General features: G+C 34.5%; 26 protein-coding genes and 1 riboswitch. Of the genes, 21 read left to right on the forward strand and 5 right to left on the reverse strand.

Annotated features, from left to right (window positions below):
* Positions 1 to 123 precede the first annotated feature (123 nt).
* The 6 genes from MHI47_RS06470 (at position 124) to glgA (ending at position 8,389) form a co-directional block, all read left to right on the forward strand.
* Complete coding sequence (locus MHI47_RS06470; RefSeq protein ID WP_340830097.1) at positions 124 to 1,131, forward strand: LLM class flavin-dependent oxidoreductase; 1,008 nt, start codon at positions 124 to 126, stop codon at positions 1,129 to 1,131.
* A 334-nt stretch (positions 1,132 to 1,465) separates the two neighbouring features.
* Positions 1,466 to 2,494, forward strand: coding sequence for a glycoside hydrolase family 15 protein (locus tag MHI47_RS06475; protein WP_340761983.1), 1,029 nt, complete (start codon positions 1,466 to 1,468; stop codon positions 2,492 to 2,494).
* A gap of 222 nt (positions 2,495 to 2,716) precedes the next feature.
* Complete coding sequence (gene glgB / locus MHI47_RS06480; protein ID WP_093534983.1) at positions 2,717 to 4,666, forward strand: 1,4-alpha-glucan branching protein GlgB; 1,950 nt, start codon at positions 2,717 to 2,719, stop codon at positions 4,664 to 4,666.
* The gene (locus tag MHI47_RS06485; RefSeq protein ID WP_340761985.1) at positions 4,656 to 5,813 is read left to right on the forward strand and encodes a glucose-1-phosphate adenylyltransferase; all 1,158 of its coding nucleotides are present in this window, start codon (positions 4,656 to 4,658) and stop codon (positions 5,811 to 5,813) included. The genes glgB and MHI47_RS06485 overlap by 11 nt, the downstream gene beginning before the upstream one ends.
* A gap of 15 nt (positions 5,814 to 5,828) precedes the next feature.
* Entirely contained in the window at positions 5,829 to 6,935 is a 1,107-nt protein-coding gene (gene glgD / locus MHI47_RS06490; RefSeq protein WP_093534979.1) for a glucose-1-phosphate adenylyltransferase subunit GlgD, read from the forward strand.
* 17 nt (positions 6,936 to 6,952) lie between these two features.
* Entirely contained in the window at positions 6,953 to 8,389 is a 1,437-nt protein-coding gene (glgA, locus tag MHI47_RS06495) for a glycogen synthase GlgA (protein WP_340830098.1), read from the forward strand.
* 89 nt (positions 8,390 to 8,478) lie between these two features.
* Here the strand turns inward: glgA and MHI47_RS06500 are convergent, their stop codons facing one another.
* The gene (locus MHI47_RS06500; RefSeq protein WP_340830100.1) at positions 8,479 to 8,619 is read right to left on the reverse strand and encodes a hypothetical protein; all 141 of its coding nucleotides are present in this window, start codon (positions 8,617 to 8,619) and stop codon (positions 8,479 to 8,481) included.
* Between the two features lie 166 nt (positions 8,620 to 8,785).
* Between MHI47_RS06500 and MHI47_RS06505 the strand changes: the two genes are divergently transcribed.
* Positions 8,786 to 10,045 (forward strand): M48 family metallopeptidase, encoded by a 1,260-nt coding sequence (locus MHI47_RS06505; RefSeq protein WP_340830101.1) that lies wholly within the window; start codon positions 8,786 to 8,788, stop codon positions 10,043 to 10,045.
* Between the two features lie 104 nt (positions 10,046 to 10,149).
* On the opposite strand, the gene cyoE is transcribed toward MHI47_RS06505, so the two are convergent.
* The gene (gene cyoE, locus MHI47_RS06510; protein ID WP_340830102.1) at positions 10,150 to 11,046 is read right to left on the reverse strand and encodes a heme o synthase; all 897 of its coding nucleotides are present in this window, start codon (positions 11,044 to 11,046) and stop codon (positions 10,150 to 10,152) included.
* 359 nt (positions 11,047 to 11,405) lie between these two features.
* On the opposite strand from cyoE, the gene MHI47_RS06515 reads away from it, so the two are divergent.
* From MHI47_RS06515 to MHI47_RS06530, 4 genes are all read left to right on the forward strand, one after another.
* Positions 11,406 to 11,759, forward strand: coding sequence for a hypothetical protein (locus tag MHI47_RS06515; RefSeq protein ID WP_340830103.1), 354 nt, complete (start codon positions 11,406 to 11,408; stop codon positions 11,757 to 11,759).
* A 174-nt stretch (positions 11,760 to 11,933) separates the two neighbouring features.
* A complete protein-coding gene (locus MHI47_RS06520) occupies positions 11,934 to 12,176 on the forward strand; it encodes a hypothetical protein (protein ID WP_340830104.1) in 243 nt (80 codons plus the stop codon).
* 228 nt (positions 12,177 to 12,404) lie between these two features.
* Positions 12,405 to 12,692: a hypothetical protein gene (locus tag MHI47_RS06525; protein ID WP_093534967.1), complete on the forward strand. Its 288-nt coding sequence runs from the start codon at positions 12,405 to 12,407 to the stop codon at positions 12,690 to 12,692.
* A gap of 301 nt (positions 12,693 to 12,993) precedes the next feature.
* Positions 12,994 to 13,479, forward strand: a complete 486-nt coding sequence (locus MHI47_RS06530; RefSeq protein ID WP_340761991.1) for a MarR family winged helix-turn-helix transcriptional regulator — start codon at positions 12,994 to 12,996, stop codon at positions 13,477 to 13,479.
* 125 nt (positions 13,480 to 13,604) lie between these two features.
* On the opposite strand, the gene MHI47_RS06535 is transcribed toward MHI47_RS06530, so the two are convergent.
* Together MHI47_RS06535 and MHI47_RS06540 are read right to left on the reverse strand one after the other, a co-directional pair.
* Complete coding sequence (locus MHI47_RS06535; RefSeq protein WP_340768819.1) at positions 13,605 to 14,873, reverse strand: MFS transporter; 1,269 nt, start codon at positions 14,871 to 14,873, stop codon at positions 13,605 to 13,607.
* A gap of 807 nt (positions 14,874 to 15,680) precedes the next feature.
* A complete protein-coding gene (locus MHI47_RS06540) occupies positions 15,681 to 16,646 on the reverse strand; it encodes an aromatic acid exporter family protein (RefSeq protein WP_340768820.1) in 966 nt (321 codons plus the stop codon).
* A 621-nt stretch (positions 16,647 to 17,267) separates the two neighbouring features.
* Here MHI47_RS06540 and MHI47_RS06545 point away from each other — a divergent pair.
* Positions 17,268 to 17,444, forward strand: a complete 177-nt coding sequence (locus MHI47_RS06545) for a hypothetical protein (RefSeq protein WP_175496179.1) — start codon at positions 17,268 to 17,270, stop codon at positions 17,442 to 17,444.
* A gap of 153 nt (positions 17,445 to 17,597) precedes the next feature.
* On the opposite strand, the gene MHI47_RS06550 is transcribed toward MHI47_RS06545, so the two are convergent.
* The gene (locus MHI47_RS06550) at positions 17,598 to 18,203 is read right to left on the reverse strand and encodes a class I SAM-dependent methyltransferase (protein ID WP_340768821.1); all 606 of its coding nucleotides are present in this window, start codon (positions 18,201 to 18,203) and stop codon (positions 17,598 to 17,600) included.
* Between the two features lie 928 nt (positions 18,204 to 19,131).
* On the opposite strand from MHI47_RS06550, the gene MHI47_RS06555 reads away from it, so the two are divergent.
* From MHI47_RS06555 to MHI47_RS06595, 9 genes are all read left to right on the forward strand, one after another.
* Positions 19,132 to 19,350 carry a lactate dehydrogenase gene (locus MHI47_RS06555; RefSeq protein ID WP_340768822.1) on the forward strand — a complete coding sequence of 73 codons (219 nt, stop codon included), beginning with the start codon at positions 19,132 to 19,134 and terminating at the stop codon, positions 19,348 to 19,350.
* 226 nt (positions 19,351 to 19,576) lie between these two features.
* A riboswitch (purine riboswitch) is annotated at positions 19,577 to 19,677 on the forward strand.
* Positions 19,678 to 19,819: 142 nt separating this feature from the next.
* Positions 19,820 to 21,115, forward strand: coding sequence for an NCS2 family permease (locus MHI47_RS06560; RefSeq protein ID WP_340768823.1), 1,296 nt, complete (start codon positions 19,820 to 19,822; stop codon positions 21,113 to 21,115).
* 264 nt (positions 21,116 to 21,379) lie between these two features.
* Entirely contained in the window at positions 21,380 to 21,502 is a 123-nt protein-coding gene (locus MHI47_RS06565; RefSeq protein ID WP_340768824.1) for a YjcZ family sporulation protein, read from the forward strand.
* Positions 21,503 to 21,735: 233 nt separating this feature from the next.
* Complete coding sequence (locus MHI47_RS06570) at positions 21,736 to 21,957, forward strand: transcriptional regulator (protein ID WP_340830105.1); 222 nt, start codon at positions 21,736 to 21,738, stop codon at positions 21,955 to 21,957.
* Entirely contained in the window at positions 21,954 to 22,322 is a 369-nt protein-coding gene (locus tag MHI47_RS06575) for a YolD-like family protein (RefSeq protein WP_340768826.1), read from the forward strand. The genes MHI47_RS06570 and MHI47_RS06575 overlap by 4 nt, the downstream gene beginning before the upstream one ends.
* 13 nt (positions 22,323 to 22,335) lie before the next feature.
* Positions 22,336 to 22,509 carry a hypothetical protein gene (locus MHI47_RS06580; protein ID WP_340768827.1) on the forward strand — a complete coding sequence of 58 codons (174 nt, stop codon included), beginning with the start codon at positions 22,336 to 22,338 and terminating at the stop codon, positions 22,507 to 22,509.
* A gap of 308 nt (positions 22,510 to 22,817) precedes the next feature.
* A complete protein-coding gene (locus tag MHI47_RS06585; RefSeq protein ID WP_340768828.1) occupies positions 22,818 to 23,294 on the forward strand; it encodes an RNA polymerase sigma factor in 477 nt (158 codons plus the stop codon).
* A 3-nt stretch (positions 23,295 to 23,297) separates the two neighbouring features.
* On the forward strand, positions 23,298 to 23,987 hold the full coding sequence (locus tag MHI47_RS06590; RefSeq protein WP_340830106.1) for a zf-HC2 domain-containing protein: 690 nt from the start codon (positions 23,298 to 23,300) through the stop codon (positions 23,985 to 23,987).
* A 159-nt stretch (positions 23,988 to 24,146) separates the two neighbouring features.
* Positions 24,147 to 24,533, forward strand: a complete 387-nt coding sequence (locus tag MHI47_RS06595) for a hypothetical protein (RefSeq protein ID WP_340768831.1) — start codon at positions 24,147 to 24,149, stop codon at positions 24,531 to 24,533.
* Positions 24,534 to 24,728 lie beyond the last annotated feature (195 nt).

Genomic DNA, 24,728 nt, shown 5'->3' on the forward strand with positions numbered 1-24,728 from the left:
TGGGGTTGTTGTATGTCTTCTATACAAATAGTTTATAAGTCTTATCAAGCAGATACCTTGAAGTAATAGTAACTTGATTCTATTATCTAATGGAGACGTTATATAATGAAGGGAAGTAAATATATGAATAAGAGACTTCAACCTGTTCCTGTATCAGTTTTGGATTTAGTGGCAGTAAAGGAAGGCCAAACAAACAAAGAGGCTTTTGAGGATATGGTTAGCCTAGCGCAACACGTAGAAAAGATCGGTTACAGTCGATACTGGCTAACAGAACATCATAATTCACCGAATGTTGTTAGTTCAGCAACTTCCATTCTAATCGGCCATGTGTTGGAAAATACCGAAACGATTAAAGTAGGATCAGGTGGAATTATGTTACCAAATCATGCACCTCTTGTAGTTGCAGAGCAGTTTGGGACACTGGAAAATATCTATCCAAATAGACTAGATTTAGGACTTGGTCGTGCACCTGGTACAGACATGCAAACAGCTCGTGCACTCCGCAGGACTACACAGGAAACTGCTTTTTCTTTTCCACAGGACGTGGTAGAATTGCAAAATTACTTTAAATCGCTAGATAACCAAGGAGCTGTTCGCGCATTTCCGGGAGTCGGTGCCAATGTACCAATATATATTCTAGGTTCAAGTACTTCAAGTGCACAATTAGCTGCTCGTTTAGGACTACCGTATGCATTTGCTGCACATTTTGCTCCTCAGCAGTTGGAACATGCAATACAAATTTACCGAAATCAGTTTGTTCCTTCAGAGTATTTATCTGAACCTTATGTGATTGTTTGTGTAAATGTAATAGGAGCAGAAACTGATGGAGAAGCGAAACTGCTTTCTACTACTAGTGATCGATTTTATTTAAATGTGGTGTCTGGTAAAAAGAGCTTATTACAGCCGCCAGTGGAAAGCTTGAATGGTGTGTGGAATCATTTAGAGGAAAATGCAGTACGTGCAATGTCGACTTATACTTTTAAAGGCAGTCGAAATACAATAACTGAGCAATTAAAACCATTCTTAGAAATATACCATGTAAATGAATTGATGGCTGTTACATATGTTTATGACCAGGAAGCTAGAAAACGTTCATATGAAATATTCAAGGAAGCCGTTGACCAACTTTAAAAGCAAACGAAACATGACGAATCCCTAAAGGACCTCGTTATGTTTTTTTATTATTTTATAAAGTTAACTAAATCCCAAATGCTGATTTACAAATTAAAATCTTGGGTAGTAGTAGCATTGGATACTAAACGCATAGTAGAATCTGAAATTTGTAACTAAGAAAATAAAGATTTTTAAAGACTAGGTACTGTTGCTTTTCCAATTGAAAAATTTTGCATAATATATAATTATTAAATGTTTTAATGGAAGCGCTTTCGTCTTTGTTTAAATTGTCTAGAATAAAAGAAATTGGTTAACAATCACTGTATAGATATTATTAAAGGAGGTCTCGTATATGAAAGTCAACAATGCTATGGAAGTTTTAGATCGGATGCGTTTACCGAATGGAGCCTATACTGCCAGTGTTTCGCAAGACTACAATTATGTCTGGATACGTGATATTGTATACACAGTTTTGCCTTTTTTACAAAGCCAATCTGATCGGTATGAAAAAGCATATTATGCGTTATTTGATCTATTTAAAACCTATGAATGGAAAATAGACATCCATAGAGAACAAAAACCAGTCTACCTTTTTGAATATATCCACTCACGCTATTCTACAGATTTAGAGGAATTGAACCAAGAATGGGGTCACGCTCAAAATGATGCAATTGGAGCATTTTTATGGGGTGTGGGAGTAGGGGTGAGCCATGGTCATAAAGTTATTCGTGATGAGAAAGATATCGCTATTGTTCAGAAGCTGGTCGATTATTTAGAGTGTCTTCAATACTGGCAGGCAAAGGATAATGGTATGTGGGAAGAGAATATGGAACTTCATGCCTCAAGTGTAGGAGCTTGTGTTGCTGGATTACGTTCTGTGAAAATGTTAGTAAACGTAAAGGATGAACTAATTCAAAAAGGTGAAGAGACGTTGCGTTTTCTTTTACCTAGAGAAAGTGAAACGAAAGAAACAGATTTATCCCTGCTTTCACTAATCTATCCATATCGTATAGTTGAAAGGAAAACTGCTCTTAAAATAGTTGAAATGGTTTCTGAAAAACTTGAACGCACACATGGCTGTATTCGTTATCACAATGATCAGTATTATAACGAAGGCAGCGAAGCAGAATGGTGCTTTGGACTACCTTGGCTCGGACTATGTTATTTGGAGCTAGGTATGTATGACAAAGCTTTCGAATATATTAGTAAAACAGAGCGAATTATCCCAGAAAATTGGGAAGTTCCTGAGTTATATATTGGTGGTAAAAATGTTCCAAATGGTAACACTCCACTTGCTTGGTCTGTCTCACTTTCCTACTTATTTTTAAATCGTATGATTGATGCATCTTCTACCCCAAAAGGGAGGACAGCTAATAGCTAATCTCTGGTCAATGCACTTTAGTGTATTATCGTTATTAATATTTACAGAACAAAATATATTAGTAAAAGTCCTTCAGTGCATGGAGGATTTTTTATTTTGTCGAAATTTATATATTATTGGCAATAGTGAAATATTAAAAGGTGTTTAAAGATTAATGGCGAATAATTTAGGGGAGAACTGGTATTTGAATGAAAAGAATCATAGATTGAAAGAGGTGTTTAAATGGTAGAGATTATGAAGTTGGATCACCGGCGACTCCCAAGTGATTTTGATGTATACCTTTTTCATGAAGGAACGTTGTATGAAAGCTATAAGATGCTTGGAGCTCATCTAATTGAAGAGAACGAAGTGCAAGGAGTTCGTTTTGCAGTTTGGGCACCGAATGCTAAAAAGGTATCGGTTGTAGGTAATTTTAACAATTGGATTGGTACAATGCATCGATTGGAACGTTTGGATCAATCTGGAATCTGGGTGCTATTTGTTCCCGACTTAGCACAAGGAGATATTTATAAGTATGAGGTTACAGGTCCAGACGGACAAAAAGTATTAAAAGCAGATCCTTATGCTTTTTATACGCAGCTTCGACCAGAAACAGCTTCTATTATCTACAATTTAAATGCATTTGAATGGTCAGATCAGAAATGGATGACTCAGCGAGTAAAGAAAGATATGTATCATAAACCGATGGCTATTTATGAAGTTCATTTGGCTTCCTGGAAACAAAAAGAAGATGGTGAGTTTTATAGTTATCAAGAATTTGCTGACGAACTAATTGAGTATGCAATCGATAATGGATTTACCCATATTGAGTTAATGCCTGTTATGGAGCATCCTTACGATGGTTCATGGGGTTACCAAATTACTGGTTATTATTCAGCGACTAGCAGATATGGGACGCCTGAGCAATTAATGTATTTTATAGATCAATGCCATCAACAAGGGCTTGGTGTGATTCTTGATTGGGTGCCAGCGCATTTTTGTAAGGATATCCATGGACTTGGAAGATTTGATGGGACGCCTCTGTTCGAATCAGCAGATCCCATGCGAGCAGAGAGACCTATCTGGGGAACATATAGCTTTGACTATAGTAAACCCGAAGTCGTCAGCTTTCTCATTTCAAACGCCATATTTTGGATGGATGTCTATCATGTAGATGGATTTCGGATTGATGCAGTTTCATCCATGATTTATTTAAATCATGATAATCCTCTTCCTGTAGAGTTGAAGAATCAGTATGGTGGAGGAGAGAATCTCGAAGCAATTGAATTTCTAAAAAAGCTAAATGAAATCATTTTCCGGAGATTTCCTGGCGCACTTATGATGGCGGAGGAAGCTACGGAATGGCCACTTGTAACAAGTCCTACAAGTCTAGGGGGTCTTGGGTTTAACTACAAATGGAATATGGGCTGGTCTAATGATGTACTCAAATATATGAAGCTGGATGTGAATGAACGACCGAAGCATCATCACTTATTAACCTTTTCCTTTTTATATGCATTTTCGGAAAACTTTGTTCTTCCATTTTCGCATGATGAAATGGTTCACGGCAAAAAGTCATTACTAAATAAAATGCCCGGGGATTACTGGCAAAAATTTGCGAACTTACGCCTTTTATTTGGCTATTTGTTTACGCATCCCGGCAAAAAGCTTTTATTTATGGGTAGTGAATTTGGTCAATTTGACGAATGGAAATATCAGCAGGAGATGGATTGGATGCTGTTAGATTTTGACGCTCACTCTAGTTTTTTTAATTACTATAAAGAGTTAAATAAATTTTATCAAAAAACCACTTCCCTTTGGCGGCTGGATCATGAGCAAGCTGGATTTCAGTGGATCGATGCAGACAATACGGAACAAAGTGTGATTACGTTTATGAGAAAAGGAAAACGTAAGGGTGATTACTGCATTATAGTTTGTAATTTTTCAACCGAGGTTTACCACAATTATCAAATAGGAGTTCCTACTAAAGGTAATTATTATGAAGCATTTAGTAGTGATGCTGCATCATTTGGTGGTTCGGGACAGTTGAATTCTACTATTAGGAGCACTAATCCATTTCCTCGTAACAATCAACCTTATAGCCTAGAAATAACTGTACCACCATTAGGAATGGCGATATTCATGAAAGAAACAAAAACTAGAAAAAGGGGAGACCATCTAAATGGCATCTAAAAAGTGGATTGCAATGCTTTTAGCAGGAGGTCAAGGTTCGAGGCTCGGGGAATTGACGAGTGACTTAGCTAAACCCGCAGTACCATTTGGAGGGAAATACCGAATTATCGATTTTACGTTAAGTAACTGTACACATTCGGGTATCGATACCGTTGGCATACTTACTCAATATCGGCCGCATATTTTAAATTCATATATTGGAAACGGACGGCCATGGGATCTGGACCGTAATAACGGTGGGGTTTCTATGCTTCCACCTTATCAAGGGAAAGATGGCGGTGAATGGTATAAAGGTACGGCTAATGCTGTGTACCAAAATTTTCATTTTATCGATCATAATGATCCGGAATATGTACTTGTAATTTCGGGGGATCATATTTATAAGATGGATTATAACAAAATGCTTGAAGATCATATGGAAAATGATGCACATGCGACCATTGCTGTCATAGAGGTACCTTGGGCAGAAGCAAATCGCTTTGGTATTATGAATACCAACGAAACTGATCAAATTATACAATTCGATGAAAAACCACAAAATCCAAAAAGTAACCTAGCCTCCATGGGTGTATATATATTTAATTGGAACCATCTTAAACAATATTTAACAGAAGACGAAGAGGATATTAGCTCTTCTAATGACTTTGGAAAAGATATTATACCAAAAATGCTGAAGAATGAAGCAAAACTACAAGCGTACCGATTTAAAGGCTACTGGAAAGATGTCGGGACGATTGAAAGCTTGTGGGAGGCACATATGGATCTATTGGAAGAACCATCAAATTTTAAGTTAGGAGATCCAAACTGGCAAATTTACGCAGGAAACGCCAACCACCCTCCACAATATATATCAGAAGATGCGAATGTAACCCAATCATTAGTGAATGAAGGCTGTTTAGTATTTGGGAATGTCGACCATTCTGTTCTGTCATATAATGTTCAAGTTGGAAGTGGCTCAAATGTAAAGAATTCGGTCATTATGCCAAATGTAAAAATTGGAAATAATGTAATAATAGAAAAAGCAATAATCGGTAGCGGTACAGTTATAGAAGATGGGGCAATAATCTCTGACACGAAAAAAGGACTTATATTAATAGGAGAAAATCAACAAATATCTTCGGAAAGTGCTTTGCTGCAAGCTTTATAATAGGAGGTATTTTTAATGAGGAATGTCTTAGGTGTTATTAATCTTGTAAATGAAAGACCTATATTAAAAGAATTGACCCATCACCGTTGTTTAGCTTCCTTACCTTTTGGCGGACGCTACCGAATGATTGACTTTACAATGTCCAACTTTATGAACGTCTCAATAAGTAAAGTTGCTATTTTCACCAAAGATAAATATCGGTCATTGATGGATCATCTTGGCTCCGGAAAGGAATGGGATTTGGATCACCGCTCACAAGGTCTATTTATACTTCCGTCCATTCATCCAGATGAAAAGATTAAAGGCGACTTACAACAATTCTATGATCATTTAGAATTTTTTCAACGAGCAACTGCAGATACTGTAATTATTGCACCCGGTCACCATATTTGTAAAATTGACTTTAATGATGTGTTAAAAAAACATGAAAGCAATAAAGCAGATATTACGGTTCTGTATAAGGATTATGATGGGGGGGCAGTTAAAAGGCCCATTTATCATCAGTGTTCACTGGACACTGACGGTGCAGTTCGTGATATAAACTTTTTTACAGCACCGAAGAAAGGTGACCATATATGTTTAGAAACATATGTGATTAAGAAACAACTTTTAATAGATTTAATAAAGAATTGCATAGAATACGATGAATATGATTTTTTAAAAGATATTGTGAAAGCTAACTTGATAAATCTTAAAGTGCAAGGGTATCAATACACGGGTTATATGCCATTTATTCACTCCTTAGAAACATACCATGCTAGTAATATGGAGTTTCTTAACCCAGAAATTCTTCGACATTTTTTCTATGATTCATGGGAAGTTTTCACCAAGATCAAACACGAAGCTCCTGCCGAATTTACGAATTCCTCCAAGGTATCTAACTCATTAATCGCCAATGGATGTATTATCGAAGGCACTGTGGAAAATAGTATTATTTTTCGTGGAGTAAAGGTTAAAAAGGGAGCGGTGGTGAAAAATAGTATCATTATGCAAAAAGGGGATATTGAAGAGGGAGCACGTATAGAAAACGTAATTACGGATAAACAAGTAATTATCACTAAAAATCAGAAAATCACAGCGATAAATAAGCCGGTTGTTATCAAAAAAGAAGTAGTAGTTTAAACGGGAGGTCCACTTACATGAATGTGTTATTTGCAGCCTCAGAGTGCGCTCCATTTATAAAGACAGGGGGGTTAGGCGATGTGATTGGTGCTTTACCCCATTCTTTAAAAGAACAGGGCGTCAATGTTAGCATAATATTGCCTAAATACGATGATCTCCCATTACAGTTTAAAGAACAAATGCAATGGATTAAAAGTATTGAAGTACCTGTAGGATGGAGACGTCAATTTTGTGGTATAGAGAAAATTCACTATCAGGGAATAACCGTATATTTTCTGGATAACGAATACTATTTTAAAAGACATGGTAGCTATGGATTTAGAGATGATGGTGAACGGTTTGCATTCTTCTCTCGGGCTGTACTAGAAGCTATACCTTTTTTAGAAGAGCGCCCGCATATAATACATTGCCATGACTGGCAAACAGGATTGATACCTGTCCAATTGAAAGCCAATTATAACAACAACCCATACTATCAGGGATTAAAAACTGTGTTTACCATTCACAATTTACGCTACCAAGGGGTATATCCTAAATCAGTTCTGTCTGATTTATTGGATCTTGACGACCAATATTACCGTATAGATGCCTTAGAGTTTTATGGGAGTATTAGTTATCTCAAGGGAGGACTAGCTTTTGCAGACTGCCTAACGACTGTAAGTCCAACCTATGCATCTGAAATACAGTCTTCCTACTATGGCGAAAAACTGGACGGGTTTTTACGTAAAAGAGGTGCTAATCTGCAAGGAATCATAAATGGATTAGACAATGACTGCTATAATCCTAAAAGTGATGGAAGTTTATTGCTTCCATTCGATGATTCTAAGGGAAAGGCAGCTAATAAAAAACATTTACAGGAAACACTCGGCCTACCTATACAAGCTAATACTCCGATCATATCAATGGTTACTAGATTAGTTGACCAGAAAGGGATAGATTTGATTTTACATGTCTTTCATGAAATCATCGGTTTGGATGTTCAGTTTGTTTTACTAGGAACTGGAGATCATCAGTATGAAGAATCGTTCAGATATTTTGAAGACATTTATCCTGATAGGGTGTCAGCTAATCTGTTTTTTGACGAATCATTGGCTCGACAAATTTATGCTGGTTCAGATATATTTCTAATGCCATCCCAATTTGAGCCATGCGGAATAGGGCAATTACTCGCCTTTCGATACGGAACCTTGCCGCTCGTCCGTGAAACAGGTGGGCTGAAGGATACAGTAATTCCTTACAATGAAATAACCGAAGAAGGAACTGGATTCAGCTTTGCTAATTATAATGCCCATGAATTGTTACATACAATTGAACGTGCAGTAGGCCTATTTCGCTTCCAACCTACAAAGTGGAACAACCTGATAGAACGCGCAATGGATTTGGATTTTAGCTGGTCAGCGTCTTCTCTACAATATATAAAATTGTATGAGGAACTCCTAAAATCGGATAAATAAAACAGAAAGGATGACGCAGACTCAAAAGTTGCGTCATCTTTAGTCTGCAATTAAAAGTCAAGTGAGCCTAGAACACCAATTAATGATTTTTATCTGTTTTTTTGGTTATTTTGTTTTTCATTTTTACCTTTGGCTTCGTTTGAAGATAATTCTCCTGAAAATTCTTCTCGATTATCGCTTCGTGAATTTGGTTCTTTTTTCTTAAAGTTTGGTTTGCTTTTGTTTGACAAAGTTAAGTCACCTCCTAGAGTTTAATGTGCTCCGTATAGTTGGAGTTATTCAAAATGATAAGTTCTTTAATTTTAAGGTGAAAAACGTATTAGTTCGTTGAAGTTCTATATTTCATTTTTTCTGCTTACACTTAATGTAAGTAAGTGTGAATGGAGATGAATGGTCTTGGTAAAAAAATACGGAATATCCGCTCTTTTGTTATTTGGAGTATATATATTAGTGATGTATGTATATATTTTTCATAGCAATAGTGGAGGTATACCTGAATCCTTGCAGGGGACAGTCGCAGATCCGCATACTTTTATGTCGGAGCAAGAAGTATACCTGAGTGAGGAATATTCAAAAATAAAGAATTTCCTCTTTTTTGTCGCGACACCTTTTGAGTGGCTAGTTTACATTTTCATATTAGTTTCTGGCCTTTCTCAAGCGTTTGAAAACTCGCTACTCATTAAAGTAAAATGGGGAATTATTAAAAAAGCAGTATATTTATTCTTGTTGTCCTTGTTTATATTCATCGTGTTATTTCCATTGGACTATTATAGGTATTATTTAAGTAAAAACTACGGAATCAGCAACCAAAATTTTTCTTCTTGGATGCGAGATAATCTCATCGATTTTTGGGTCAACTATGGTATGACTGTAGTGATTGTAACGGTGCTGTATTGGCTTATCTATAAAAACACAAAGAAATGGTGGATAAATGCTAGCCTCTTAATGATACCGTTCTCTATATTCATGATGTTCATTCAACCAGTAGTAATCGATCCATTATATAATGATTTCTATCCGTTAACGGATAAAGAATTAGAAACAAAAATTCTCACATTAGCTGAGCAAGCAAATATTCCTGCCAACCATGTATATGAAGTGAATATGGCAGAAAAGACAAATGCTCTGAACGCTTATGTAACGGGAATCGGGAGTAATTCAAGAATCGTATTATGGGATACGACATTAAATCAGCTAACAGAGGGTGAAATTCTATTCGTAATGGCACATGAAATGGGCCATTATGTAGAGAAACATATTTATATTGGAATAGTAGTGTACACTTTCACGACCATTTTAGGGTTATGGTTAATAGCAAAACTAATGCCTTGGATAATCGCTCGTTTCGGAAGTCGCTTAAAAATAAAACAGATACACGCTATTCATTCGTTTCCACTGTTTCTACTAATTACATCCGTTCTTTCATTCGCTTCTAGTCCGTTAACAAATTACATTTCCAGGTATGAAGAAACAAGAGCTGATGATTACGCAATCGAGTTAGTGGCAGAGCCAAGTGCTGCTGTGAGCACTTTTCAAAAACTAACCATAGCTGGATTAAATGAAGTGAATCCTCCACTCCTAGTAAAATGGTTTCGATATTCTCATCCAACAATGCTTGAAAGAATTAATAAAGTAGTCGATGATACCAGTGAATAAGAAGAAAGAAAAAAAGACTTGCCCATTACGGTGCAAGTCTTTTGATAGTTCATATAACTAAAGAAATTAATATTAAACTTCATTTATTATGGCTAATTTTATCATTAAAGTGCCTGTAAAATAAGGCCGATTGTAGAGTATATTATTACCGTAAAATAAATAACAATCATGTGCACTAAAGAGAATTTGAACATTTTATTTGCCCAATCTTTTATATCCATTTTGCGTGTACCGAATAGGCTCAAGCCTAACCAAAATAAGCCTAGAGCAAGTGACACTAAGGTTAGACCTAAGCTTAGTGGTAAAAATAAAAAGCTAGATAGCACTAATAAAATTAAATAGAAGTTTGTTTGAATATATGTGCGTTTTTTCCCCATGACAACAGGGAGCATCGGTATTTTTGCTGCAGCGTAATCTGCTTTCTTGCGAATGGCTATAGAGTAAAAGTGTGGCATTTGCCATATGACCATTATTAAAAATAACGCCCAACAAGCTGGATGCCAAATATCAGGACCGACTGCTGCCCAACCGATTAAAGGAGGCATAGCTCCTGAAATACTACCAACTTCCGTATTCCAAATAGTATGACGTTTTGTCCACATTGTATAAGGGACTACGTAGAAAAACACCCCTAAGAACCCTAGTAAAGATGCTAACGGAGAAGCTATATATAATAAAATTAATCCGATTACTAATAATAAAATAGCAACGATCAAAACTTTCTTAATCGATATTTCACCTGTTACAGTTGGACGAACCTTAGTCCGTGCCATAATGGCATCAATATCGCGGTCATAAATGTTATTGAATGAACCTGCCGCAGCAATTACAGCTGCTGTACCTAAAAATGCAAACACTATATTCCAAATATTATCTGTAAAGCTGTACTGATATGTATATAATGCGAGCATTAATCCAGCAACCATTGGAATTAGATTGGACTTGATAATTCCTGTTTTAACTACTTGAGCCCATAACGTCTTTTGTGATTTTTTGTTCATTGTATTTGTTAGCTCCTTGTTTACCCACTTGAACTAATATAACCTAATTGCTTAGCAAAATTCCATTATATTATCTCTTTTTCTTCATTACTTATGAACATTTTAGGGCTATTTCTACATATATAAGACGGATGTCGAGCATTTTTGCATTTAGAACAATGCAAGCAGTACCTAAATTTCTCTCATAGTCTTTGTATATATGATTCTATCACTATTTTCGGGGCAAAATATGTTTTTATACTTATCAAATTCTTTGGTATAGAATATAACCATCTTTTGAACATACTAAAAAAATAAAGTATTTTAAATGTAGAATGAAAGATAGATATAAAATGGAATTTAAATAAGGAGGGGACAGTTTGATAGATAAAGAAAAACAAATAGAGACACTTCTCTATGGAAATCCATTAGACTTTGCTTGTAAAACGCTGGGTGTTCCAAATATGAGAAATCATGAATACTCTAAAGTTTTTACAGTTAGCAATGAAGAGGTATATGAATATATTACAATTCACGGTCTGCCACATAGTGATTCAGCGAGTAAGTATTCTCTAGATGAGGGTTTCCATTATTTTGAGGAAGAAGGTAATTGGTATACCTTTTTTAGAGAGAGAGGTTGCATCTACAATGAACAGAACTTTGATGACTATGAACTTGGTAAAAAGTATATAGTTACTACTTTGCTACAATTAAGTGGTACTGGGTTATATTAGTTGTTGTTTTTAACGAACTATTGTAAATTTGGCCTATCCATTTTCAACTTTCATCTTTCACCTCCTATCAATAATGGTATTTTGATTAACTGCAATATACTTGATTTGTCTAAAGCATAAAGAAAGAAATTTTTAAACTTGTGTTGTATATTGTTTATTGAGGAGGGATTATTTATGATTAACGAAGAAATAAAAAAGTTATCGGATATTTTGTTACAAAGTCTCTATGATTATCATTTTGCTAATAATGGCGGAAGTTATACATTACCTAAAGCAATGGTTAATGCTGACCCCAGTAGCAAACATGCTATTGAATACCTTATCGAACAGGGTTATGCCATAGATAGTGGGCAAGGATCAGAAAACCTTGTTTTAGCAATAACAGCTCAAGGCATGGACTATATTAATAATAAATAAGTAATCAAAGGAACGTCCACCCGGGCGTTCTTTTTAAATGTATACAGGAGCTCGACCATTGGGAAAAAGTGACGAGAGAGCAGTCAATTTCGATTCAATAGTGCATTTAATGTGTATTCAGTAAATGGAAAACGCGACAGACAAGTTTTCTATATTTTGCTAAATGGATTGGATGGTTGTTAGGTGTGATAAACTAAAGATGTTAGGGAAAAGGAAGTGGACGTTGATATGGAGATAGAGATTTCAGAAACAACAGAAAAACACATTTTAGAAAAGTATCCACATTTAACAAAAAGCGATGTACAAGTTCTTTTCTCAGAAGGACAAATTGTTAAAGAGCCCGAAGATATTTCATTTAAACCAGAACATGAATTAAGATTTGATCACTTAAAACGATCAAGTTGCACGCTACACGTTCCCAAGACGATAGCAAACATATTAGAAGTTGACTCAACTATTGACTTAATCCCAGATGAGGATGGGATTATCTTCAAACAAGAAATGGAAGGCAATTGAACTTTGCCTCCCAGTAATGTACATTTGTTAAAAGCTAAACATTGAATACTAACGAAGGACAACTGATGGTAGTTGTTCTTTATTTTGCCTAATTAATTTGTGACAATCAATTCCAATCACATTATGATTATTGAGGAGGGGTGTGTATACCCTGCCAATTCTACTAATGGTCTTTTCGTTAATTATTTCATAACTAAACTTGCTCAATAAATTCGTTTCCCCCCTTGACCATTACCTATTTTGACTAGCATTATTAAATTTCATGTATACTATTGTTAAATAGGATTTTGGAGGGACATTTTTGGAAAAACTTATTATAAATGCTGGAGAAGTACAAAAATTTTTAGCTAAACAGCATGGAAACGCATTTGATATTTCATCAAGTTCGCTTGTTTCAGACTTGTATAGCGCTTCTCTGCTAGTACGCCATGATATTGAAAAAGAACTTTTAATGAATCAGAAGCTTTCTTGGTCGGCCATGCTTATGCTTTATACACTTTGGGTTTGGGGGCCAAGTGAAACAAGAATTATCGCAAAACGATTACAATTAGCTACTTCGTCGGTAACAAGCTTAACGAATACACTTGAAAAAAAGGGGCTCGTTTTTCGTACGTATGAACCAAAAGACCGCCGATTAGTTTTAGTAAATCTAGCAGCCTCTGGAGTTGATTTACTTACTGTCTTATCTAAAGAAGTAAATGAGAGAGAACAGGTTCTTACGAGCAAATTAACAAAAGAAGAAATAGATCAATTCAACCATTTATTACATAAATTACTAAATAAATAATTTCCCTTATATAAGACCATAAACAAAAAGGTTGTGAGTAGACACAAAAATGTCTGCTCATAACCTTTTTTAAAATAACTATATACAGGACTAATTAAAGTGGGTATTACAAAAGTTGCAAAATATTAGTTCCAGTGACCGGCCTTCATTAATTTCTCTTTTTGTTTAAATGCAACCGTTACTAATAACATGGAGATAACGATCATCACGATAATCGCGACTAATACAATATTATAAGAATCTGTTAAATCTTTTATTAATGAGTAAAGTGGTAAAGCTACGATACCTGCAACAGCTAAACCTATAGAAGCAGTAGCATAAATATCAGCATAGTTTTTGTTACCGAATAATGAAATGGTAAGTAGAGGTCCTAATGTACCGATAGATGATGACAAGAAACCAAATATAATAGCACCGATCATAATCATTACTTTAATTTCACCGAATAACAGGAATAAAATGAATGTTACTAAACCAGAAATTAAGGCTACAAAAGTAGTACCTTTTGCACCAATTTTATCTGCTAAGAAACCAAATGTTAATGAACCAATTAATAAACCAACCATGAATAGCCCCATTAAAGTACCACCGAATGCAGTATCGAAGCCTTTAGTAATTGCGAAAGTTGGTACGTGTTGTGCGAATGCAGCAACAGATGTTAAGAAGAAGAAAAATGCCATTAATGCGAAAAAGGCAGGAGATTTTTTCGCAATGTTAGATGCGATCCCTTTGTTTGCTTCTTCATTAGCAGCAGTTGCTTCCGTGTCTTCTGCGTTTATTTCGTCATCTCCATAAGCACCTTTTTTACCAGGAGCAAAACGGATGAATAATAAAATTACGATAATTGCCCCTACACCTAATGTTAAACCAGAAGTAGTGTAAGCTGAACGCCAGCCTTCATTTGCAATTAATTTACCAACCCAAGGAGCGATAAAAGCACCGAAAGCACCAACAGTCGCCATCATAATACCTAAAGCTAAACCTTTAGATTTTTTGAACCAGTTGTTAATAATTACTGGACCAGCGATTTGTGCAACGATAACATAACCAATCGCACATGGAATGGCAAGTATGTACCAGCCCCATACGCTGTTCATGAAGCCCATTGCAGCGAATGCACCTGCGTGGAAAATAACACCTACAATTAAAATAATACGGATATCCGCTTTTGTGATTAATTTACCAGCAAATGGTAAGAATATCATCGTTACGATTGACATAATCGATACGTATAAAGATAAACTAGATAAACTCATACCTAAGTCATCTGAAACAGGTGTTAAGAATAAACCTGTTGCGTTGTTAAGACCACCACGAGCAAAACCCATCATGATCGCAACACCTAGTAAAACGAACCAAGCATAATGAATGCCTTTTTTTGACTTGTTTGCCATCTTAATATAACTCCCTTTATATTTTCTTCTAGATGTATGCGATTTCAAAGTATTAAAACCAAAAAAAAGCTTTATAAGGACAGTAAGCCTATCAATAAATTAATGTGAGGTTTTAAGTTTAATACCGAATATAATGGTTGTTCACTCGTGACTCGAATGACAACTGTTATACCTTAGGAACTTTAAAGCATAATTAGAGACTTCAATATTATGCAACAAAAACTACAAAATGGAAATCTTTTTATTTCAATTCGAATGATATTTTATATTTATGTGAAGATATACTCTATTAAACTTAATAGTAAAACCCTTAAACAAGCGGAAATCACAGGGAATAACCACTAACGTTGGTGGTTATTCAACTGCGTTTTTTTGAAGAGGGCATATAACCTTGCATAAAAATGTTGAAGATTGTCCAATGCTTTTGAATACCTAACAACTAGCTGAAATTGATGATTACCAAACTAACTACTTATGAATTGATGGAATACTTCATTACCATTAATCCGTATTGGTCGAAGTAACCGAGTTCAAAGGATAAATTATTTAATAGGCTTCACAAAAATAGGTGTGTGGTTTATAAGTTGAAAATGTTGTTTAAATAAAAAAAGTCACAACCCTATATATATCAAAGGTTGTGACTGCATTATTAGTATGGTCCCGAGTGGCCTCGAACCAGCGACCCCCATTTTGTCAAAGAACTCACCGCTAGCTTGACGGATGAGGTAAACAGTATCACGGATTTGGTGAGTAATATTGTTGCCTTTCCCGTGATAGCGAAGTGCTGAAGAGGTGGGGATTAGTTCACTATCGATTTCTTTGAGCAAAAAGCTTTTTCTTTATGTTTAAGTAGTTTTTCATTTCGTAAGTCAAATAAAATAGATTCGCTCGTACTTCAAATTCTTCTCTTGTCTTCGGTAACTCCATCTCGCGGATTATGGCATTTAATTCATCTAACTTATTTATTGAAATGTTCGTTGTATCTCCCGAGTGAACGTTCCTACTTAAATCCTCCAAGAATTCTGCGAACATTTCTTTCTGTTTGATGTCTAGGCTAAAGGAAGAGAAAATAGCAATGATTTTCATCATATGCTTTAGAAGTTCTAGTTGATCCTCTCTCATTTCCAAATAATAATAATCTATATTTTGTTTTCGTAATAGTTGATTTTCTACATCTTGATTGGCAAGGCTTTTGGATTGATTGATTAAATCTTCTACTTCAAGTATTTCCTTCCCATCCCAGTTCCGCATATTATCCCTTAAATGGGCAGAGAATTCATAAAGTATAATTTCAAACCGTTTTTCAATCTCCTTTTTAAAAACCTCAATATCTCGTTTGAAATTTGGCATGAAACTATTGACGAGAACAGCAATTCCCATCCCGATGAAAATAATGTATAGCTCGTTCAGAAACATTGTCCAGTCAGCATTCTTTACCGTATAAACATGTAATACGACAACCATACTTGTGACAAAACCACCCTGAATGTGAGCTCTTACGAGGATTGGAACAAATAACAAAATAAATAAAGAAAAGACAATGGGATGATAACCTAATACCTCGAATATCAATGAACCAAGCAGCAAAGATAAAAGGGAGGCAAAGAATTTATCCTTAATAGTAATTAATGTCTTTTTTTTCGTTTTCTCAATACACATAATAACAATAATTGCTGCAAATGTTGCAAATTCCAAATCCAATAAACTCGCAATCCACATTGCCAGCCCTGCTCCTACAGCAGTCTTTATCGTCCGATAGCCCATACCAGTCATGGAAGCACCACCTTATTTTATTTTCTATGTAATACTTGCAGGTTATCTGTTTTGATATTCACTTAATTCACATATATGTATTCAATAATACACTCTTAACCAAATTCCATCGACTTCGATCAATATGTAGTGTATTCATTGAATAGTTCCCGAACGATTACTCCTAATTCATCTATTTATAGTTTAACACGGAGATAATAAACTTTTATATACTGGTGCATCTTCAGTCGTTCAGATTTAGATGTCTCTACAGTAAATGTCTCGTAGGAGTTACGCAATTATGAGTACAAATAGCTAACACAATTCGAAACACGGATATTCTTTCCATGTTAAAAGAAATTTATTTGAAAATATGTAAGCTACCTTGGTTCAAGATTTAGTGCAGAGAGATACGTGGAATAAAGATATATTAAGATATTATGTGCATATAATTACCAATTAAAATCCTAAGATTATCATGTAAACTATAAAGATGAGAAGTTGAGAATCTCCCTTCGAAACTCTCTTACAATCATAATGAAAATAGATTGGGGCCTCACTGTTGAAGAAGTGAGGCTTTAACTTATTTATTCATTTAACTTACATAGAAGGTATGATAATTTTTAAGGAGGATAGATTACTATGGAAAAATATATTGTTGAACAAATTGACGATTTCTTTGGTGTGTTTTCTAATAATAAAAACAAAGATCTAAATCGTTTACTTATCCCGTATAAATTGATTAAGGTTCCTTTGAGTAAAGGGGACGTAGTCGAAATAGAAAGAAATGATAAGGGGTACCAAATAAATGTTTTATAAGTAAGAGATGTAGTGGAGTAATTATTCTAGTCATTTTTAAACGCCTATAATATAGGTGTTTTTTTATATTCAAAAAATTTAAGAACAGTTCGTAAAAGTTCACTTTTACGAACTGTTCTTAAAGTGTCATTATTGTGGACTTTATCCTTATGATTATTTCACCAAGACAAAATCAATGATTGGTCTTGTTTGTAATTCTTTTTTTGCTTCTCGAATCGGTTTGATTGCTGTTAATTCAACAACCATTTCGCGAACAACATTCCGCTTAGTCATTACATCTTCCAATATTTGTTGAAACGATAGATGTTGGTATTTTTCTTCGCTTACGAGTAAAGTAATCTTATCAGCTTTCCAATCTCCTCTATATCCATAATCGGCCCGCCAATAATAAGGTTGTGAAAAATAACCGAATGATTGTAAAAAGTACTGCTTTACATGAGTTGGGTCTTCAAAAGCATCATCACTTGCTCCGTATGGAAGTCGAAATTTGGCCTTCGCACCCGGTTTTGCAATCCGATGAAGTTCCTGCATCATCGGTAATGTATGTTGAATATGTTCAATTAAATGACTCCCATAAAACTCCTCAATACTGTTATCTTCAAACGGAAGTGGAACTTCCGCACAGGCATCCAAATTTGCAATAACATCCACACCTTTTAGTGCAACAAAATCCAGATTGATCCAATCCTCAAGAATTGTATGCCCGCATCCAAGATGAAGACGATTTAACTCCATTTGTTCAGCATTACTTTCATTCAATAACATTCATTCCTTTCAGAAACAAAATGATCAATTAAAAACGTCTACAATTGCTCAAACTAGTATATGAACGAATTTCTTTTCTGTTCACAGTCCTTGTCATATCGTGGGACGCCTGAAAAGTCCGGTGATCTAGCTATTCTACAATGAGAAATAAAACTAAATTGGAGAAGTATTCCGATTTAACGAAATTAAAAATGAAAAAACCAACAAGATTTAAAGGAAGGTGGTTAATTTTGTATAATTATAAATTCTCAACTGCTTATTTTGCTTCCTCTGGAGCAAGTTTTTCTGCATATTATGAAATTAATTGATCATAAATAGCTGAATTTGGTATATTCATAGTTTCTTAAAATGATGAGCCTTTTTCAATGTGGCTACTTTCCATTCAAATTTAATGTGCCTGTCTTCAATATTTTCCTGTGGAGTAAGCTCAATATGCAATAGATAAAGCAGATTTAATTAGGGTTTGAGACGTATCATAAGGGGTGCTTATAATGATAGGCGGTAGTCATTCTTTCTACACTCTAAGTCAACTTCGAAAGAGGTTAGGTGACATCTTCTAGTTATCGGTTAAAAGTAAAGTAACAAAACAAAAAAAGCACTCACATACGTGAGTGCTTGGGGAGAAAATAAGGCTTACCAACCACGGAACCTTACTATATTAGTATAATACAGTTTGGTGGGGTTTTAATTTCCTTTATTTAGCTGTATATCCAATTACCCAACAATGACCTATATTATTTCGAGCTACCGGTTAAATAGTTAATATGATTGAGGAGGATTATGAATAGAGAAACTCTCAAATCAATGTGTGAGTGATCTAGCACGTTCCTTTAAATACAAACCATTTTTTTATTGTGCTTTGAAATTATTAGTGTCCATTTGGGCATGATATCAAGTAGAAGTTACCTAAGGAGGAAAGGAATTGGAAGTATTATTAAATAAAATACACGAAGATATTGATTATCTCAACTCGCAGGGTAAGCAGGTAAAGGAAATAAGAATGAACCCAAACATTTTTGAGAGTATGATTGAACTTACTGATGTTAAGTTTTCAAAGGGTGTAGCTACTGTATTTGGAATTATTATCAAAGCAGATGAAAGTATTGAAAAATATGTATTTGTTCTTGATGAGGTCACTTAATTACAAGTGGCTTTTTTTGTACCCCAACAATACTACAAATAATCATTACTAACCACATCTATTAGTACAAAGAAGTTGTGTGCAGTAATATAGCTGAATTTTTTGTTTTTTTGTAGATATGTATCTTCTTAACCTTTTTCTCTTTTTTAAATATTTTTACATCTTTTAATGGAAAAATATAATATTGACGATTCAAATTAAACTTGTTATGATTCTCCTATTGTTTTTAAAAAGAAAATATATACCTTGTATAAATTCAAGAATATGGCTTGAGAGTTTCTACCAGCTACCAATAAATAGCTGACTACAAGGAATGGGAAATTAATGATATTTTTTTATCCCATTTTGTAGAGAAACTTTGTCCAAATAGTGGTCAAAGTTTTTTTGCTATCCAGAGAAAGTAAAATGAATAGGTTGTAACACGAACCTAGGATCATTACCTTCAATCTTGCAAATAGGAGATTACAACATGAAAAACTTTTTTAAATTTGCAGAACGGGGTACTTCCTATAAAACGGAAACACTTGCCGGTATCACAACTTTCTTATCTATTGCCTATATTTTAGTCGTGAATCCAATTATCCTAAGCCAATCTGGTATGGATCATGGTGCTGTATTTACTGCAACTGCTCTTACTGCAATCATCGGTACACTTCTGATGGGCTTACTTGCGAACTTCCCAATCGCCATTGCACCTAGTATGGGATTAAATTCATTCTTTACTTTTTCGGTATGTATTGGAATGGGTATTGACTGGCAAGTTACTTTAACGGGCGTTTTTGTTGCCGGAATCATTTTTATGCTATTAAGTTTAATGAAAATTCGTGAGAAAATTATTAATATCATTCCAATCGATTTAAAATACGCTATCGCTTCTGGTATTGGATTTTTCATCACATTTATCGGTTTAAAAAATGGTGGAATCATTATCGGCAATGCGGATACATTTGTTTCGATTGGTGATTTAACTTCACCGATGACCTTATTAGCTATTATTGGTCTTATTATTACAATCATTATGTTAGTACGTGGGATTAATGGCGGTATTTTCTACGCAATGGTTATTACAACGGGTATTGGTATGATTTTCGGTTTAATCGAAGTTCCTTCATCGATTATTGGAAGTATCCCAAGCCTAGAACCAACATTTGGTGTTGTGTTTGGCCATTTAGATGAAATCTTTAATGTACAAACACTGACAGTTATTTTCACCTTCTTAATCGTTGCCTTCTTTGATACAGCTGGTGCATTAATTGGATTAACGAGCCAAGCAGGAATGATGAAAGGTAATAAGATTCCGAATATCGGTAAAGGATTACTTGCTGATTCTGCTGCTGGTGTAATTGGTGCTATTTTAGGTACCTCAACTCCTGCTACAAGCGTTGAATCTTCTGCTGGTATTGCTGTCGGAGGAAAAACTGGCTTTACTTCTGTCGTTATAGCGGCTTGTTTTGTAGTTGCTTTATTCTTCTCCCCACTTGTTAACGTTATTTCGGTGGAAGTTACATCAGCTGCATTAATTATTGTAGGTGCCTTAATGGCAATGGAAATCCGTAAGATTGATTGGACGAAGTTAGAAATTGTCATTCCATCATTTTTGACAATTATTATGATGCCTCTAACTTCTAGTGTTGCAATCGGTATTGGATTAGGTTTTATTCTTTATCCAATTTGTTTAGTAGCACAAAAGCGTTATAAAGAAATTCATCCAATTATGTATGTTCTTTGTTTATTATTCCTTTTATACTTTGCATTTATCGTATAGGAAAGAGTATTAGAGACCTAGGAACACACATTTGTGATTGGATAGAAAGCAACACCTAAAGGAACATACACTATGAAAGAAAGTAATAGTACAGTTTTATTTAACCCTGCTTATTAATTTGAGCGGGTTTTTTTTGTTAGATGTTTTGTTTAAAGGAACCAAAGAAAGAAACAAATATAATTCTTAATGACAAGGTGGATTACCTTAGTCGCTCAACAATCTTTGCATAATCTATAAATATTAATTAGAAAGGAGGAGGATAAGATGTCTGGTTATAATGGAGGAGACTGCTACGGCGATAATTCTAATAACGGATCTAGCTTCGTATTGATTGTAGTATTGTTTATCTTACTTGTTATTGTGGGAGCTAGTTTTATGAGTTACTAAAAAAGGAAAATTACGAGAGAGTTAGCTTAGCCAATAACACTTTTTAGACATGGATATAATGATATGTCTTCTTTCAGGAAAAGTGTTAGTTAAGAGAACTTTTCTTTTTGTACTTCCTTCTTTAAAAGCGCCTTCTCATTCATTGAGATGGTCGCTTTTTTATTTCCCCAAAAATTACTAGTTGTAAAATAGAACTATTGTTCGTATACTAAAAAACAAGAGGGGGAACGAATGTGCGTATAAATATTTTGAAGTCGTTGCAGTTTGATCAAATATCTGAAATGATTTATATGAATAATAACGGTGAAATTAGCAAGCGAAGAGTAAAGGTATTAAGTGTGGAAAGTAATACATTTAAAGCTTTTTGTTTTTTACGAAATACTAAAAGGACTTTTAAAGTAAATAATGTACTAGCATTTGTTCCCTTCACACAAAAGGAGCGTGAAGTTATATGAACGTTGAATTTTACGAACCAGTTTTTGATTTATCCAAGGTTCAAGATAGAGGGAATAAAAAATGGGTAGCTATGATGCTTCCCGAACACGTTTCTTTACTTAGAGAATACGGTAAAGAGATTAAAAGAGAACCTATCCCTGAATTAGATGAATGGGATTATGATGCAATTCAACATACTTTAGATATGGCCATTAAAAGCAAAGCGGATACTAAAGTTAAATTGTGGAGAGATGGAGCATTCTTTTACAATAGAGGAATTGTAGAAAGTGTGGATTTACGAAGAAGAGTTATTGAACTAGAAGACCCATTTTCTTTGCTACAATTAAAATTAGATGAAATAGTAGATGTAACCATAATAGATTAAGGTTGTGAAAGTATTGGATAGAACCGAGGAACTATTTAACCAATTAATGGATGAGCATCCTCCAGAATTAATACTTGGTGCATTAGATGAAATGTCACGAATGAATAGGAACGAATTATTATCACTTGGAAGTAAAAATATAAATAGAGTTGAGGCTGCAGAAGCTAAAAACCACCAACCTGATTAATGGAAGGTGATTTATTTTATTAACAATAATTCTATTAAAGTGCTTGTCTTTCTGACATATAAAGCGTTAAATCGTATAGGGAATGATTAGATGCAAAATGTAATTAAACCAATTAAAGTAAAGTTAGAAAACCAATCATAAACAATAAATCTAAGGGGTGCTTGTTTCAGAAACCTTAACAGATAAAAGGACTTCTATGAATAAATAAAACATGACTTAATGGCAGACTTACACGTCTGCCAATTTTTTATTATTTTTTGTAACGAATTCCTCATAACTTAGTCTTATTTATGAAAGGAGGTAGAAATGTGCCTGAATTTGAGAGGATTTACAATCAATACTTTAGGGATGTCTACTCGTTTGTACTGTTGTTAAGTCGCAACGAAAAGATAGCTGAAGAAATTACACAAGAAACATTTTTTAAGGCATTAAAAAATATTGATAAATTTAGCGGGAAGTGCAAACTTAATGTATGGCTTTGTCAAATAGCTAAGAATACATACTTTACCTATCTCAATAAACAAAAGCGTTTTGATACTGACGATATACCTGAAGTAAGTGTAAGTAGTATTGAAGAAATCATACTAAATAAGGAAGAAATTTTCCGTATTCACAAGGTATTACGTCACTTAGAAGAGCCTTATAAAGAAGTTTTTACGTTAAGAGTATTTGGTGAACTTTCCTTCAAACAAATAAGTGAACTCTTTGAGAGAACGGAAAGTTGGGCGAGAGTCACGTTTCACCGAGCCAAACGTAAAATTCAAGATTTGCTAAAGGAGGAATAGGAAATGAGTAAAGTATCATGTGAAATAGTTCAAGATTTGCTTCCATTATATTATGACAATGTGTGTAGTGATGATAGCAAAAGAATAGTAGAAGAACACCTTGTTGAATGTGAGAGTTGCAAAGAGGAACTATATAGAATAAAAGCTGATTTTATATTACCAAAAGAAGAAATGGAGAGAAATAAGAATGATGGCAGTGCTATTAAAGGTATTTCATCTTTCTGGAACCGTTCAAAAACCAAATCATTTATTAAAGGGGGAATAATTAGTGCATTATTGTTATCGTTTATCACATTAGGATATTACGGTTTGTTTCATTGGCACATAACAAACGTTCCAATCGAAATGGTAGAGATAAAGAACGTAAGTAAGTTGGAAAACGGAAGTATCGTTTATGAAAATGATATAACAGATGGTTATAGTATATATAGAATAAAATATGATATGGATGAAAAAGGGAACTTTTACTTAACTCCATTACGACCAATAATTAAGAGCAGGGCACAGCCGCCATATTCTATGGTGAAGGGGTATGATATTTTTAATATCGAAGGTCAAGAAATGAATCGTGAGGGTGCGGAGATAAAGGCGTTGTATTACGGAACTCCAGAAGATAATATATTGATTTGGAAAAAAGGAATGGATTTACCCAAGGCAAGCAAAGATATAGAAGATATGTTTCACGTTGAATAAAATGAGGGCGTTGCATTCGTCCAACTATCAGTTACTTTAATCGTATGAGGGAGATAACCGAGTGACCTAAAGGAAGTTGCATTACACGGTTATTCAAATGATACTGAAGATGAAACTTAAGATAGAGTATTACCGACTATATATACAGGGGGTGTTACATTGGTTCAAAAATTATTTTATGTACTGATTGCATTAATATTTTTAATGATTAGTGGATGTTCGAATGATGGGGAAGTAACCACTGTAACAATTGATAGTATTGATGCTGAAGAGATTTTAAAATTGGATTCTAATGCTGATATTTTTCAATATGATGGAGTTATCTACAAAACTAATATTGATTGGGTTGAAGAATTGTCTTTAACAAAAGATGTTCAAATCGGTGAAATAAAAACAAAAAATGATGCAAATACAAATTTTAAAGATGAGATGTCGAATAAACTTCCTGTTGGTGCAAAGATTTTTTCTGCCAAAGAAAGAGGAGATATTTTAATTGTTGAATCTGAAGGAGAAATCAAAAAATATCTTGTAATCGTTGAAGGGTAGATGGACTCATGGATAATATTAAAGTGGTTAGAAAGCTTACGCTTATTTTAGGAAGACATCATGATGGAGAAGAAACTCTAAATAGTATAAAAACAGAGTATTCTTCTAAATCTGTGGAAGAATTAGTAGTTTTAGCTTAAGTGGGGATTCAATTTGGAAAATCATAGAGGCATACCTAATAAGAGCAAGAGCAAT

Source organism: Psychrobacillus sp. FSL H8-0487, from assembly GCF_038008385.1.
Classification (GTDB): Bacteria; Bacillota; Bacilli; order Bacillales_A; family Planococcaceae; genus Psychrobacillus; species Psychrobacillus psychrotolerans.

Excerpts from the sequence above, each read along its gene's own strand:
- MHI47_RS06470 (WP_340830097.1), top strand. The coding sequence starts at position 124 with ATGAATAAGAGACTTCAACCTGTTCCTGTATCAGTTTTGGATTTAGTG.
- MHI47_RS06475 (WP_340761983.1), top strand. The coding sequence starts at position 1,466 with ATGAAAGTCAACAATGCTATGGAAGTTTTAGATCGGATGCGTTTACCG.
- glgB (WP_093534983.1), top strand. The coding sequence starts at position 2,717 with ATGGTAGAGATTATGAAGTTGGATCACCGGCGACTCCCAAGTGATTTT.
- MHI47_RS06485 (WP_340761985.1), top strand. The coding sequence starts at position 4,656 with ATGGCATCTAAAAAGTGGATTGCAATGCTTTTAGCAGGAGGTCAAGGT.
- glgD (WP_093534979.1), top strand. The coding sequence starts at position 5,829 with ATGAGGAATGTCTTAGGTGTTATTAATCTTGTAAATGAAAGACCTATA.
- glgA (WP_340830098.1), top strand. The coding sequence starts at position 6,953 with ATGAATGTGTTATTTGCAGCCTCAGAGTGCGCTCCATTTATAAAGACA.
- cyoE (WP_340830102.1), bottom strand. The coding sequence starts at position 11,046 with ATGAACAAAAAATCACAAAAGACGTTATGGGCTCAAGTAGTTAAAACA.
- MHI47_RS06520 (WP_340830104.1), top strand. The coding sequence starts at position 11,934 with ATGATTAACGAAGAAATAAAAAAGTTATCGGATATTTTGTTACAAAGT.
- MHI47_RS06525 (WP_093534967.1), top strand. The coding sequence starts at position 12,405 with ATGGAGATAGAGATTTCAGAAACAACAGAAAAACACATTTTAGAAAAG.
- MHI47_RS06535 (WP_340768819.1), bottom strand. The coding sequence starts at position 14,873 with ATGGCAAACAAGTCAAAAAAAGGCATTCATTATGCTTGGTTCGTTTTA.
- MHI47_RS06540 (WP_340768820.1), bottom strand. The coding sequence starts at position 16,646 with ATGACTGGTATGGGCTATCGGACGATAAAGACTGCTGTAGGAGCAGGG.
- MHI47_RS06545 (WP_175496179.1), top strand. The coding sequence starts at position 17,268 with ATGGAAAAATATATTGTTGAACAAATTGACGATTTCTTTGGTGTGTTT.
- MHI47_RS06560 (WP_340768823.1), top strand. The coding sequence starts at position 19,820 with ATGAAAAACTTTTTTAAATTTGCAGAACGGGGTACTTCCTATAAAACG.
- MHI47_RS06565 (WP_340768824.1), top strand. The coding sequence starts at position 21,380 with ATGTCTGGTTATAATGGAGGAGACTGCTACGGCGATAATTCTAATAAC.
- MHI47_RS06575 (WP_340768826.1), top strand. The coding sequence starts at position 21,954 with ATGAACGTTGAATTTTACGAACCAGTTTTTGATTTATCCAAGGTTCAA.
- MHI47_RS06590 (WP_340830106.1), top strand. The coding sequence starts at position 23,298 with ATGAGTAAAGTATCATGTGAAATAGTTCAAGATTTGCTTCCATTATAT.